We start from the raw sequence: 13,673 nt of genomic DNA, 5'->3' as shown, positions 1-13,673 counted from the left end.
TACCATAATAAGTAGGAGCTACACTTTTTCAAATGCACATAGACATCTTACATTTTACATCGTGATTTTCTTTCCAAAAACGTATATCTACATTACAAGTTAACACAAAATAAAAAGCGCAGAGTACTGACTCCACACCTTTTATTTTCACTATTGTACCACGTTCCCTAAGAAGAAGAAATCTTTCATTAATGGAAAATATTCATAAAAGAAATTGTACCCAATCATCGGCATAATCCCTAGTATTACAATCGAAATTGCACAAAGACTCATAACAACCTTTATATTTAACGGTAACCGTATCCTCTCTTCTGTCTCTCCTGTGCGGAAAAACATTTGTTGTAAAATACGGAAATAATATACGAATGAAACAACTGTCGTACCCATCATAATCGAAGCTAGTACGTAATGTGCTGGCTCTACATGAAGCGCGCCTAAAAAGATGTTAATCTTTCCAATGAAGCCAGCCGTTCCTGGTATCCCAGCCAGCGATAAAATAAAGATTGTCATCATAATCGCTGCAAATGGTGACCTTTTATATAAACCTGTGAAAATCGTTATATTTTCCTCATCATTTTGTAAGATTAAGCCGTGGATGATAGCAAATGCACCTATATTCATAAGCATGTATGCCAGCATATAAAACCACATGCTATCCATCGTAAATGGTGATAATGCCACAAGTGGAACGAGTAAATACCCTGCATGAGCAATGCCCGAATAAGCAAATAAACGCTTTATATTGTATTGTTTTAACGCGACTACATTCCCAACAATCATCGTAATACTTGCTAGCACCGCAATATATATACTCATATGCCCATATAAAGATTGCATATCTCCTTGTATTAATACACTTGCAAAAACCATAAGGAACAAACGAATAATGAGCAGGAACCCAGCAATTTTAGAAATCGTTCCAAGAAAAGCAGTAACTGGTGTAGCCGCTCCTTCATACACATCAGGTGCCCACATATGAAACGGCACTGTGGCAATTTTAAATGAGAGACCGACTAGCAATAAAAGAAATGCGAGAGCTAACAATAACTGAATACCACTAGCGAGCTCCCCAGTGAGTACCTTTTGCATATCTATAATGTTAGTTGAACCTGTAATACCGTATAAATAACTCATTCCGAAGAGCGTAATCGCTGTTCCAATTCCTCCGCTAATGACGTATTTCATTGCCGCTTCATTTGATGCACGGCTCTTTTTTCGTATTCCTACTAAAATATAGGAAGAAAGTGAAAGTAACTCCAAACCAACGAAAAGGGTAATGAAATCAACACTAGAAGCCATGAACATCGCACCAAGAAGTGCCATTAAAAATAAGTAATAATATTCACCCTTATCTTCAATTGGATTCTTCTTATCATCGCTCATTGCGGTGCATAAAATGAGAGCTGAGGCACCTAATAGCAATGTTTTAAACCCTTTTGAAAATCCATCTAACACAAACGATCCATTTAAAATATCTCCAGCTGGTTCGCTATATAGCGTAATTAATGACACAATTGCTAATACGATGGCAGCGATCGCACCAAGAGCTACATATCTATGGTTCAGCTTAAAAAACAAATCACATATGGACAGAAGGATGGCGGCCCCGAGAATAATAAATTCTGGCACCATTAGATGCCACGATAAGCTAAGTAACGTATTCATATCCATCCTACTTCACCCCCAATGTTTTCAATGTATTTTGAAGCGGATCCCCTAGTATCTCTGGCATAACTCCAATTGCAATAATACAAAAGATAAGTAGTAAAACAGGGACATACTCCCATCCATGTATATCAGATTTTGCTTCCCACTCTTTCTTTCCGAATGTCACTTGAAGTGTCGCCCTTAATACATATACAGCGGTTAAAATGATGCCAATCACACCGACTGCAGCAATGACGGGCTCTCCTTGAAATAAACCGAGAAAGGCAAGAAATTCACTAACAAACCCAGACATCCCTGGTAATCCAAGCGATGCCATTCCTCCTGCTAAGAAGAAGCCGCTAAGTACTGGGACACTTTTTGCGAGTCCACCAAGCGCTGTAATTTCTGATGTTCCGAAACGTTGTTCTATAACACCGAGTAAGAAAAACAGTAAGGCTGCAATTAAACCGTGCGATACAACCTGGAATAACGCCCCTTGTGTACCCGGTGCATTAAGTGACGCAAGTCCCATTAACACAATTCCCATATGCGAAATACTAGAGTAAGCCAGTACTTTCCTAAAGTCCGTTTGGATGAGCGCTAAAAAGGCACCGTACAATAAATTAATTACACCTAATATCGCAATTAGCGTTGCAACATCGTGAAAATATTCCGGGAATAGCCCTTTTCCGAAGCGAATAATACCGTACGCTCCAATCTTTAGCAAAACACCAGCATGAAGCATAACTACAGCTGGATGCGCTTCTATGTGCACATTGACCATCCAACGGTGCAACGGAAAAACAGGTAGTTTAATTGCAAAGGCAATCATTATGGAAATAAATACACTAAGCTGCAAGCTACTTGGGATGATGAGTTCTCCTTCTGCACTTACGCTTCTTAATATCTCTTTCAGCTCCACAATATTTGTTGTACCTGTTTTCGCGAACAAAATTGAGAAAACAACGAGCAAAATAGCTGATCCAATACCGTTATATATTAAATAACTATACGCAGCCTTTTCGCTCGATAATTTCCCCCACTTCCCAATCAATAAGAACATTGGTGGCAATGTAATTTCAAAGAAGATAAAAAACAACATTAGATTTTGAGCAGCAAAGACGCCGAGCATCCCTATTTCTAGCATGAGTAACAGCATATAAAATGCTTTTAAATTTCTTTTAATAGAAAAGGCTGCAATTGCTGCGAGCATCGCTAGAAGAGCCGTCAGCACCATCATAACAAGCGACAAACCATCAATACCGAGCTCGTAATAAATAGAAAACCACCTTTTATCTACCGCTGTAAAATCTCCGAACTTAATCCATTTCACCTTTTCATCAAATAGTGACAAACTCTTTCCAGAAGCATATGTACAAGCGATGACGATAGCGATTCCAAATGGAAGTGCCGTCCCAAATAAGCCAAGCGCCCGCACTGTACGCAATTCCTTTTTTGGTGTTAATACAAGCAATAAAATTCCTAAAAGCGGGGAAAAAATGAAGAACGTTAACAACAAATCATTCATCGTAAATCCCCTCCCGTATAGAGCAAAATAATGACGAGTACAGCGAGCGAAACCGCCGTTACAGTACCGTACACTTGTACATTCCCGTTTTGAAGTTTCGATCCAAGATTACTTGTGCCTTTAACTACACTTGAAATTAAAACTGCAATTCCTTCGACTACATACACTTCAAATAAGCGAAGCACATGAGCGATTCCTTTCGTAATAGGGATCACCGTCATGTTGTATAGTTCATCCACATAATATTTTTCTTTCAAAAGATTATAAAGAGATGTTTCCGTACCCCCAGCCCAATCTCTAGAAATTGATTTCTTGCCATATATGAAATATGCAAGAGCGATTCCCGCAAATGAAACGAGTGTCGCAACAATCATAATCCAAACTGGTCCATGCGCTTCTTCAACCTTAAACCCTACATCTTTCGTCAACCAATCTCCGAGAAATGTCCCAAACCATGGTGTATTTATATATCCTGCCACTACCGCAAGAACGCCGAGAACAATCATTGGATACGTCATAACGCGAGGCGATTCATGCACTTCTTCCTTCGTCTTCGTTTCTCCAGTAAAGACAAGAAAGTAAAGGCGGAACATATAAAATGCTGTTAAAAACGCCGCAATTACTGCTAAAGTAAATAAAACGTAATTGCCATTCATCCACGTCGCCGCTAAAATTTCATCTTTGCTGAAAAAACCGGAAAGCAGCGGAACACCGCTAATGGCAAGGGTACCTATTAAAAATAGCGTACCAGTTACTTTCATCTTCTTCTGTAAACCGCCCATTTTATTAATGTTTTGCGTATGCACAGCATGAATTACACTTCCTGCTGCCAAAAATAGTAGTGCTTTAAAAAAAGCGTGTGTCGTTAAATGGAATATACCAGCTACATAGCCGGCAGAACCTAACGCGAGCATCATATACCCGAGCTGGCTAACTGTAGAATAAGCAAGCACCCTCTTTATATCTGTTTGCACAAGACCAATAGAGGCCGCAAAGATTGCAGTGAAAGCTCCAACGATTGCCACTGTCTGCATCGCCACTGTACTTGCTGAAAATAGAGGGAACATCGTCGCTACTAAATATACGCCAGCTGCCACCATCGTCGCCGCGTGAATAAGTGCCGAAACGGGCGTTGGCCCTTCCATTGCATCTGGCAACCACGTATGAAGCGGGAACTGACCTGATTTCCCCATCGCCCCGATAAAAATTAATATCGCTGTTATTGTAATCATGTAAGGAGGTAGATCCCCTGTATAAATCGCCCTAAATATTGCGTCATATTCAAAACTACCTGCGTACCAAAAAATTAAAATCATCCCGATAAATAAACCAACATCCCCAATACGGGTCATAATAAAAGCCTTTTTTGCAGCAGCCTTCGCTTCTTCTTTAAAGAAATAAAAACCGATAAGTAAAAATGAACCAAGGCCAACTAATTCCCAAAATATATAAAGCTGTAATAAATTCGTTGATATAACAAGCCCTAACATCGCAAATGTAAAGAGTCCTAAATATGCGTAAAAGGTTGGTAATCGTTCATCACCTTTCATATAACCTTTCGAATACACATGTACAAGTAGACTCACAAGCGTCACGATAAATAACATTAAAGCTCCTAATGCAGTCACCTCAAAGCCGAATGATATATCCACATCTCCAGCTCTAAGCCACACCCACTTATGCTTCACGCTTGCTTCTGAAAACCTTTCTATTAACACAAGTACCGCAAGTATAAAGGAGAGAAAGACGAAAAAAATACTAAGTACGCTGCTTCCTTCTCTAATTTTCTTCCCGAATATAATAAGTAACAAAAACGAAACGAGTGGGAAAAGCGGTATGAGCCATGCATAATCGATCATTGTTTCCTTCCCCCTTTTTCGGTCACAATGCTATCCTTTAAGCGTATCCATTTCATCCACCTGAACTGTTGTACGATTACGATATAAAGCAATTAAAATAGCGAGTCCTACCGCCGCTTCCGCTGCCGCTACAGCCATCGTAAACAGTGAAAAAATTTGACCTGTTAAATTCGGAAATAAGCCTAATTTACTAAACGCCACTAAGTTTAAATTGGCAGCATTCAGCATTAATTCGATACAAACTAATACGATTACTGTATTCCGCTTTGTTACAGCTCCAAATAGACCGATGCAAAACAAAATAATCGCAAGTGTTAAATATGCAGAAGCTGGAACGCTACTCATTGGAATCCTCCTCTTTCTCATCCTTTTTCGCAAGTACAATCGCGCCAACGAGTGCTACAAGTAAAATAACTGAAGTTAGTTCAAATGGGATAATATATTTTGAATAGAGAAGCGTACCGATTTGAAGTGTGTTGTTTTCATGGAGAGGTAAACTTCCTTGTGTGCTTTCATTTGCAAAATCAACATTATTAACAGCGAAATACATAACCGCTCCAAATGCTACAACTGCAAAGAAGATAATCCATTTTCGAAGAGTAAGACGCGATTCATTTTCCGCGTTATGTTTCGTTAACATAATGCCGAAAATCATAATAATTGTGATTGCACCAGAGTAAAGTAAAATTTGTGCAACGCCTATAAATTCAGCTGATAAAAGAAAATACAAACCTGCAATGCTGAGAAATGTCAGAACGAGAGCTAGCATCATGTGCATAACTTTCGTTAAGTTCAACATAAGAACACCGCCGATAATTGCAGACAAGGATAGTATAAAGAATGCTACAAACTCGCCATTCATGCCTTGTTCTCCTTCCTGACGTTTTCGTCGTTTTCGTCAAGCCACTGCAAATTTTTAAATAAGTCATCACGTGAATATTCCGCGAGTTCAAAGTTATTTGTCATGACAATTGCCTCTGTCGGACAAACTTCTGTACATAAATCACAAAGAATACAAATTTCAAAATTAATATCATACGTGTCGATAATTTTTCCTTTTTTCGTAGGATCCGGATGTTTCTTTCCTGTTAACTGAATACAGTCTGTCGGACAAATGTTAGAGCACTGATTACAAACAATACATTTCTCCGGATAAAATTTTTGAATTCCACGAAAACGGTCTGGCAACGGCAACGGTTGATTCGGATAATCGTAAGTCACCTTCTTCTTACTCAAATTACTTAATGTATATTTTAATCCTTTAAATAGTCCTTTCATCTCTTACTGGCACCCCCCTCATAGATTAGAAGAATAACTCCTTAATCAATGCCGTTAAGAAAATATTCGCAAGTGCAATTGGCAATAATACTTTCCAGCCAAACTCCATTAACTGGTCACCTCTTATACGCGGAAACGTAACGCGGAACCAAATTAATAGAAAGACTACACTGCTAAATTTCAAAGCAAACCATACAGCTCCTGGGATAAATCCAAGGAACATAACTGGATTCCATCCACCTAAAAAGAGCACTGTAATTAAAGATGCCATCCCGAAGAAATATACGTACTCTGAAAGCATGAAAAACGCCCAGCGAAAACCTGAGTATTCCGTATGATATCCAGAAACAAGTTCTGACTCCGCTTCTGGCAAATCGAATGGCGTTCTATTTAACTCTGCAACTGCTGCGATTAAGAAAACGACGAAGCCAATTGGCTGTACGAAAATGTACCAAACCTTCTCCTGCGCCGCTACAATCTCATTTAAATTCAGACTACCAGCTAGCAAAACGATACCAATTACACTCATTACGAGCGGAATCTCATAAGAAATCATTTGCGCCGCCGCACGCATCCCTCCTAAAAGGGAATATTTATTATTCGATGCCCATCCCCCAGTTACAACACCTATCGTCGTAATACCGGAAACAGCGATATAATAAAGTAACCCGACTCCAATATCTGCAAATTGAAATTTATCAGTGAACGGGATAACTGCAAGCACCATAAATGCTGGTGCAAATGCAATGACAGGTGCTAATATAAACAGCGGTTTATCTGCTGCTTTCGGAATACTATCTTCTTTCAATAATAGTTTTAAAACATCAGCTACCGTTTGCAGTAAACCAAATCGGCCTCCAACCTGGTTTGGACCAATCCGCCCTTGCATAAACCCCATCACTTTCCGTTCTGCCAAGATTCCATATGTAACGAAGCCAAGGACTGCAAATAGTAGAAGTACCGCTAATCCGAAAAAAATGAAGAAATTCGTCCAGCTTGAAGGTGATTGTAAGAGCGTCTCAATCATTAGCCATCAACCTCCCCAAGTACAATATCAACTCCACCTAAAATCGTAATTAAATTAGCGATGTTTTCACCTTTCAATAACTTCGGTAAAATTTGCAAGTTATAAAAAGATGGCCTACGAAACTTCAAACGGTACGGCTCTTTCTTTCCGTCACTAGCGATATAACACCCAATCTCTCCGCGTGGCGATTCGATACGTACAAATGCTTCTCCCTTAGGTGCCTTAATAATTTTCGGTACTTTTGCCAGCACAGCTCCATCTTTCGGGAACTGCTGAACCGCTTGCTCAACAATCTTTAAAGACTCCTCGATTTCTTGCATTCGGCAAACGTAGCGATCCCAAGCATCTCCCACGCTTCCAACAGGAATATCAAAATCAAAACGATCATAAATCGAATACGGCTCATCTTTGCGAAGATCCCAGTTTACTCCAGTGCACCGCAAATTTGCTCCGCTTAAAGAATACGAAATCGCTTCTTCCGCGCTATATATACCAACGCCTTTCACACGATTTAAGAAAATCTCATTACCGCTAACAAGATCATGATAACCTGCCAATTGCTCTCTCATATACGGAACAAACTCTTCCACCTTTTCAATCCAACCATCTGGTGCATCCCACTTCACACCGCCAACTCTCATATAGTTAAAAGTAAGCCGTGCCCCGCATAATTCATTTAATAAATTTATAATCATCTCTCGTTCACGAAACGCGTACAAAAACGGGCTTACCGCTCCTATATCAAGAAGATTCGTCCCCCACCAAACGAGATGGCTCGCAATTCTTCCTAGCTCCATCGCAAGTACTCGCAAGTATTCGGCACGCTCCGGAATTTCAAGCCCCATCATCGTCTCTACAGCATGGCAAATGACGTAATTATTCGTCATGGCTGATAAATAGTCCATTCGATCTGTATAAGGGATAATTTGCGTATACTGTAAGCTCTCAGCGATCTTTTCCGTCCCGCGATGTAAATACCCAATAACAGGTGTAGCTTCTTTAATAATTTCCCCGTCAATTTTAATTACGAGCCTGAACACACCATGTGTACTCGGATGCTGAGGTCCTACATTCAAAAGCATCTCTTCCGTGCGGATCATAGCTACACCTCCACATCATACGGTTCATAGTCTTTTCTAAGCGGATATCCTACCCAATCCTCTGGCATTAAAATACGTGTTAAATTCGGATGCCCTTTAAATATAATGCCTAGCAAATCGTATGCTTCTCGCTCCGGCCAGTCGGCCCCCTTCCAAAGCGCTGTCACAGATTCGACTTGCGGTGCTTCCCGGTCTAGCTTTACCTTCACCGCTACCGATTGTTTCTTGCCATATGAAAACAAATGAACATACACTTCCATATGTGTCACAAAATCCGTCGCATGTAGCTCTGACATATAATTAAAAGCAAGTCCCTCATGGAATCGCAGTGACTCCATCACTTCATAATATTTTTCGGGATCCACCACAAGAGTTGGCACATCCTTTGACAGTTTATTAATGTAGGAATCTACTAATGCACCCTCTCCTAACTTCTCCCTAATAGCCTCAACATACTGATTTAAATACGGCTGATTTACGGACAGTTCTTCCTGCTTCGGCTCATCCTCTTTCTTACCTTCAGCCCCCTTTATCTTCGCTCTTGCAGCCGCTGCTGCTTTCGCTTTTGCCGCTGCAATTGCCTTTGCCTTTTCATCTCCCGAATCCCCATCACCTTGCGAGGCTTTCTGCTTCGCCAATGCTGCCGCTTTTGCCTTGGCCGCTGCCACCGCCTTCGCCTTGGCTTTCGCTTTTTCTTCTTCCGTTACTTCTTCGGTTCCTTCTCTTTTCTGCTTCGCCAATGCTGCCGCTTTTGCTTTTGCAGCTGCTGCTGCCTTCGCCTTGGCTTTCGCTTTTTCTTCTTCCGTTACTTCTTCTGTCCCTTCTCTTTTCTGCTTCGCTAACGCTGCCGCTTTTGCCTTGGCCGCTGCTGCTGCCTTCGCCTTGGCTTTCGCTTTTTCTTCTTCCGTTACTTCTTCTATTCCTTCTCTTTTCTGCTTCGCTAACGCCGCCGCTTTTGCTTTTGCAGCTGCTGCTGCCTTCGCCTTGGCTTTCGCTTTTTCTTCTTCCGTCACTTCTTCGGTTCCTTCTCTTTTCTGCTTCGCTAACGCTGCCACTTTTGCTTTTGCAGCTGCTGCTGCCTTCGCCTTGGCTTTCGCTTTTTCTTCTTCCGTCACTTCTTCGGTTCCTTCTCTTTTCTGCTTCGCTAACGCCGCCGCTTTTGCTTTTGCAGCTGCTGCTGCACGTCGTTTTGCTTCTTCTATAGTAATATCATCTTTTTTTGGTAGCGCTTTCTCTTTTTCTTGATCTTCTTCCTCAAGCTCACTTATTTCCGCCTCGTGTTTCGCTACAAGGCGTTTTCTCGCTTCTTCTTTTGCACGCCTAGCTGCTTCTTTTTTCAGCTCCTCTAAATCTTTATTTGGATTGCTCATTTATTCGTCACCTGCTTCCCGGTCTTTGCTTCGTAACGAATTTTTTCTTTTAATTTATTAATTCCATAAATTAAAGCAGCTGGATTTGGGGGACAACCAGGAATATACACATCAACTGGTACAATTTGGTCTACACCTTTCACAACAGCATATGAATTTACATACGGACCACCTGCTGTTGCACAAGATCCCATCGCAATAACCCATTTCGGTTCGGGCATTTGATCATATAAGCGCCGAACAATAGGAGCCATCTTCTTCGTTACCGTTCCCGATACAATCATGACGTCCGATTGCCTTGGTGAAGTTCGAAAAAATGACCCAAATCGATCTAAATCATAATGTGATGAGCCTACTCCCATCATTTCAATTGCACAGCACGCCAGTCCGAATGTCATCGGCCATAAAGAATTGCTCCTCGCCCATCCTTTCAACTGTTCCAATGTAGAAAAAAAGATATTTCGTTCTAATTCTGCTCGCTCATTTGGATGTAATTCCTCAAAATTTATAACCATTGTAACACCTTCTTTTTCCAAGCATACGCTAATCCAACTAGCAACATTACAACAAAGATGAGCATTTCAATTAATGCAAATAAACCTAGCTTGTCATACGCAACAGCCCAAGGATATAAAAATAAAGTTTCTACATCAAAGATCACAAACAATAAAGCGAAAATATAATAACGAGCATGAAACCGAATATTTGCATCATGAAAAGGCTCAATTCCACTCTCATACGTCGTCGCCTTTGCTGCACTTGGTTTATTTGGGCGCAGCATCCTTCCTAATGTAAGAGCCACTACCGGCAGCAATATACCTAATAGCAAGAAAATCAAAACGATCATATAACTATTTTCATATACACTTGCCATTGTGAAACCCTCCCCCCTAAATTAAGAACAAGTTCACATAGTAAACAATATGTCCTAGTTGCAGTAATTATTATTTTTAAATTTTTCTAAATAATGCAACTATTCTAATCATTATAGCAAACTTCAAATTCCTATGTCGATATGTTGGGAGGCAGAAACAAGAATTATTAAAATCTATCTTTACAACTTGCTATAATTGTGCAAAATAAATATAAAACTTATATATGCTTTTCAAGAAACCGTAGGTGATATAAATGAAAAAACAAACACATGTAAGTATTCTTATAAGCATTGTATTGCTGTCTATAACGCTTCACTATGTAGCGATGCCTTTTCTATATGAATACTCATTTCCTTTTCAGCTATTAATTGGAACGAGTACCCTATTAATTGATATTATCGCTTGTAGTTATATAATTTACTTTTCAAACATGAAAGAAGGGCTATCTCGTTTATTCTGGATCATATTATCTGTTGGAGCTCTCTCTTATTTTATCGGCGATATAGTCGTTGCCTATCAGCGTTTAATTGTAAAAGACTTCTATACGTTCGTTGATCCATCTGACTTTTTTTACTTACTTTTTTTATTTAGCATTACGTTTGCCTTTCTATACGAAATCATTTACAACCGAGATTTATTAGAAAAACTTTTTATGCTATGTGATATTTGTATTATCGTTACAGCCCAATTTACTTTAAGTTACTACTTACTTATTGAACGAACTATTCACATCTTTACAACATCCTATATCGACATATTTGTTCAACTTACCTATCCAATGGCTGATTTACTCTTTCTCTTAATAGGAATCAACCTTTTATTTAAACCACTATCCTTATTACCTAAAAAGGTCGGTGCACTTCTTGGCAGTGCTTTAATTTTATATGCTACTACAGATGCGATTTATGCGTATATAAAATACTTCATACCAGAGTATTCTATGTTTACAGTTACTCCTTTCTATCAAGTAACCTTAGTGTTAGTAGCAATCGCCTGTATTCTCCATACAAAAGAGCCTGAAAAACAAGAACAAGTACTACTAACACCTAAAATTGGTGAATCAATCCGATTATCATTACCGTATATTTCGGTAGTAATGCTTATTGTTTTCATATTAGTTGAATACGTTTTTGCGCCTATTATAGTAATTGGACTTATAATAACTTTCTCTTTCGTTCTCATACGTCATAGTTTAGTTCGAAAACAAAATAAAATCTTATTGCTAGCTCAAATGCAATTCAACTCAGAACTCGAGAAACAAATTAAACTACGTACAGAAGATTTAGTAGAACAGAAAAATGAACTCTATCATAATCAACAAATGTTTAAATCTTTATACGAGCATCATCCAGATCCAATCTTCACATTAGATTTGTACGGTAATTTTCTCAAAGTAAATAACGCTGGTACTACTTTACTCGGTTATCAAACGAATGAATTATTAAACCAGCCTTACTATTCACTCATATACGAAGAAGATTTAGAAGAAATGATTAACGCCTTTCATCGCGTGAAAAAGGGGTATTCTATCTCTTTAGAAATACGGGCGTACCATAAAAACAGAGATATTTACTACTTGCACGTTACCGCCGTACCGATCTTTTTAAAGGAGAAAATTTCTGGGGTTTATTTAATGATTAAAGATATTACGGAAAGCAAACAACAACAAGAACAAATTAATTTCCTAGCATACCATGATACTTTAACAGAGCTTGCAAATCGACGTGCATTTCATCAACATTTAGAACAGGCAATTGCGCGAGCAAAAATATCGAAAAAGCCTTTTGCTGTTATGTTTCTCGACCTAGACCGTTTTAAAGTTATTAATGATACCCTCGGTCATCGAGTAGGAGACCTATTGCTCATCGCAGTAGCAAAAAGGCTCGAAAGAATAGCAACATCAAATATGAAACTCGCGCGGCTAGCTGGGGATGAGTTCACAATCCTTATCGAGAATTACAAAAAAAAGCCAGATGTCCAAAAAATAGCTGATAGGATTGTAACGGCCATGAATGAGCCATTCGAAATCGAAAATCAACATTTACAAATCTCACCGAGCATCGGAATTGCAATATATCCTGAAGCAGGTGAAGATGCGCTATCCATTTTGCAGCATGCTGATATGGCCATGTACGAAGCAAAGAATAAAGGAAAAAACGGTAGCTCTCTTTACACGAAAGAACTATATAAAAAAATGGAACGAAAAGCTCGAATTGAAAAAGATTTGCCAATCGCTTTAGTAAACAAAGAATTTTATCTCGTTTATCAACCACAAATTGATACGACAACAAATAAAATTATCGGCGCTGAAGCTTTAATACGTTGGAAACACCCACTATTAGGTGACATTTCACCATGTGAGTTTATTCCAATTGTAGAAGAGACGCCACAAGTAGTCCCACTTGGACATTGGGTATTACAAGAAGCTTGTCTCCAATTAAAAATATGGCATACCTTTGGCTACCAAAATTTAAAAATAAGTGTTAATCTATCCGCAAAAGAGTTCCGGCAAGATCAATTAATTGAAAGCATTTCACAAATATTAAACGACGTGCAAGTCGATCCAAAATATGTAACACTTGAGTTAACAGAAAGAATTGCAATGGTTGACGAGAAAGAAACGTTATTAAGACTGAAGCAATTAAAAGAATACGGTATCCAAACTTCCATTGATGACTTCGGTACTGGATACTCTTCTCTTGCTTATTTATCAATTTTTCCAATCGACACATTAAAAGTACCGAGAGAATTTACACAATTAGCTGATCATCGTCCTGAAGAACGAGCCATCGTTTCTACAATACTTTCCCTCGCGAATACTTTAAATCTTTCAGTCGTCGCCGAAGGAATTGAAACCGAAAAACAACTTAAGTTTCTGCAAAAACATAACTGTAAATATATGCAAGGTTACTATTTCAGTAAACCACTTACTAGCAATCAGTTTATAAAGTTTCTACAAAAAACCCCCAGTATGAACAAATAATTCATA

Annotated in this window: 12 protein-coding genes; 1 reads left to right on the top strand and 11 read right to left on the bottom strand. The window is 39.1% G+C overall.

The window, feature by feature from the left end:
* Positions 1-150: 150 nt before the first annotated feature.
* The 11 genes from nuoN to nuoA are packed head-to-tail and all read right to left on the bottom strand — an operon-like array spanning position 151 to position 10,683.
* Positions 151-1,665, bottom strand: coding sequence for an NADH-quinone oxidoreductase subunit NuoN (gene nuoN, locus HMPREF1014_RS21710; protein WP_009327433.1), 1,515 nt, complete (start codon positions 1,663-1,665; stop codon positions 151-153).
* Between the two features lie 7 nt (positions 1,666-1,672).
* The gene (locus tag HMPREF1014_RS21705) at positions 1,673-3,175 is read right to left on the bottom strand and encodes an NADH-quinone oxidoreductase subunit M (protein WP_000998923.1); all 1,503 of its coding nucleotides are present in this window, start codon (positions 3,173-3,175) and stop codon (positions 1,673-1,675) included.
* The gene (gene nuoL / locus HMPREF1014_RS21700) at positions 3,172-5,034 is read right to left on the bottom strand and encodes an NADH-quinone oxidoreductase subunit L (protein ID WP_000568225.1); all 1,863 of its coding nucleotides are present in this window, start codon (positions 5,032-5,034) and stop codon (positions 3,172-3,174) included. The genes HMPREF1014_RS21705 and nuoL overlap by 4 nt, the downstream gene beginning before the upstream one ends.
* Before the next feature lie 30 nt (positions 5,035-5,064).
* Positions 5,065-5,379, bottom strand: a complete 315-nt coding sequence (gene nuoK, locus HMPREF1014_RS21695; RefSeq protein ID WP_000100086.1) for an NADH-quinone oxidoreductase subunit NuoK — start codon at positions 5,377-5,379, stop codon at positions 5,065-5,067.
* Positions 5,372-5,896, bottom strand: a complete 525-nt coding sequence (locus HMPREF1014_RS21690; protein WP_001012814.1) for an NADH-quinone oxidoreductase subunit J — start codon at positions 5,894-5,896, stop codon at positions 5,372-5,374. The genes nuoK and HMPREF1014_RS21690 overlap by 8 nt, the downstream gene beginning before the upstream one ends.
* Entirely contained in the window at positions 5,893-6,312 is a 420-nt protein-coding gene (gene nuoI, locus HMPREF1014_RS21685; protein WP_000677191.1) for an NADH-quinone oxidoreductase subunit NuoI, read from the bottom strand. Before nuoI ends, HMPREF1014_RS21690 begins: the two co-directional genes overlap by 4 nt.
* Before the next feature lie 25 nt (positions 6,313-6,337).
* Entirely contained in the window at positions 6,338-7,339 is a 1,002-nt protein-coding gene (gene nuoH / locus HMPREF1014_RS21680) for an NADH-quinone oxidoreductase subunit NuoH (protein WP_000573426.1), read from the bottom strand.
* The gene (gene nuoD, locus HMPREF1014_RS21675; protein ID WP_000621434.1) at positions 7,339-8,439 is read right to left on the bottom strand and encodes an NADH-quinone oxidoreductase subunit NuoD; all 1,101 of its coding nucleotides are present in this window, start codon (positions 8,437-8,439) and stop codon (positions 7,339-7,341) included. Before nuoD ends, nuoH begins: the two co-directional genes overlap by 1 nt.
* A gap of 2 nt (positions 8,440-8,441) precedes the next feature.
* Entirely contained in the window at positions 8,442-9,809 is a 1,368-nt protein-coding gene (locus tag HMPREF1014_RS21670; RefSeq protein ID WP_009327432.1) for an NADH-quinone oxidoreductase subunit C, read from the bottom strand.
* A complete protein-coding gene (gene nuoB / locus HMPREF1014_RS21665) occupies positions 9,806-10,324 on the bottom strand; it encodes an NADH-quinone oxidoreductase subunit NuoB (protein WP_000236331.1) in 519 nt (172 codons plus the stop codon). The genes HMPREF1014_RS21670 and nuoB overlap by 4 nt, the downstream gene beginning before the upstream one ends.
* A complete protein-coding gene (gene nuoA / locus HMPREF1014_RS21660; RefSeq protein ID WP_000179273.1) occupies positions 10,315-10,683 on the bottom strand; it encodes an NADH-quinone oxidoreductase subunit NuoA in 369 nt (122 codons plus the stop codon). The genes nuoB and nuoA overlap by 10 nt, the downstream gene beginning before the upstream one ends.
* A gap of 254 nt (positions 10,684-10,937) precedes the next feature.
* On the opposite strand from nuoA, the gene HMPREF1014_RS21655 reads away from it, so the two are divergent.
* On the top strand, positions 10,938-13,667 hold the full coding sequence (locus HMPREF1014_RS21655) for a putative bifunctional diguanylate cyclase/phosphodiesterase (protein WP_000744998.1): 2,730 nt from the start codon (positions 10,938-10,940) through the stop codon (positions 13,665-13,667).
* Positions 13,668-13,673 lie beyond the last annotated feature (6 nt).

It is taken from the genome of Bacillus sp. 7_6_55CFAA_CT2 (assembly GCF_000238655.1).
In the GTDB taxonomy this organism is placed as follows: Bacteria; Bacillota; Bacilli; order Bacillales; family Bacillaceae_G; genus Bacillus_A; species Bacillus_A cereus.
Note: the sequence above shows the minus strand (reverse complement) of the source record. Positions and strands in the feature narration are given on the sequence as shown.

Coding starts and splice junctions, on each gene's coding strand:
- nuoN (WP_009327433.1), bottom strand. CDS start 1,665: ATGAATACGTTACTTAGCTTATCGTGGCATCTAATGGTGCCAGAATTT.
- HMPREF1014_RS21705 (WP_000998923.1), bottom strand. CDS start 3,175: ATGAATGATTTGTTGTTAACGTTCTTCATTTTTTCCCCGCTTTTAGGA.
- nuoL (WP_000568225.1), bottom strand. CDS start 5,034: ATGATCGATTATGCATGGCTCATACCGCTTTTCCCACTCGTTTCGTTT.
- nuoK (WP_000100086.1), bottom strand. CDS start 5,379: ATGAGTAGCGTTCCAGCTTCTGCATATTTAACACTTGCGATTATTTTG.
- HMPREF1014_RS21690 (WP_001012814.1), bottom strand. CDS start 5,896: ATGAATGGCGAGTTTGTAGCATTCTTTATACTATCCTTGTCTGCAATT.
- nuoI (WP_000677191.1), bottom strand. CDS start 6,312: ATGAAAGGACTATTTAAAGGATTAAAATATACATTAAGTAATTTGAGT.
- nuoH (WP_000573426.1), bottom strand. CDS start 7,339: ATGATTGAGACGCTCTTACAATCACCTTCAAGCTGGACGAATTTCTTC.
- nuoD (WP_000621434.1), bottom strand. CDS start 8,439: ATGATCCGCACGGAAGAGATGCTTTTGAATGTAGGACCTCAGCATCCG.
- HMPREF1014_RS21670 (WP_009327432.1), bottom strand. CDS start 9,809: ATGAGCAATCCAAATAAAGATTTAGAGGAGCTGAAAAAAGAAGCAGCT.
- nuoB (WP_000236331.1), bottom strand. CDS start 10,324: ATGGTTATAAATTTTGAGGAATTACATCCAAATGAGCGAGCAGAATTA.
- nuoA (WP_000179273.1), bottom strand. CDS start 10,683: ATGGCAAGTGTATATGAAAATAGTTATATGATCGTTTTGATTTTCTTG.
- HMPREF1014_RS21655 (WP_000744998.1), top strand. CDS start 10,938: ATGAAAAAACAAACACATGTAAGTATTCTTATAAGCATTGTATTGCTG.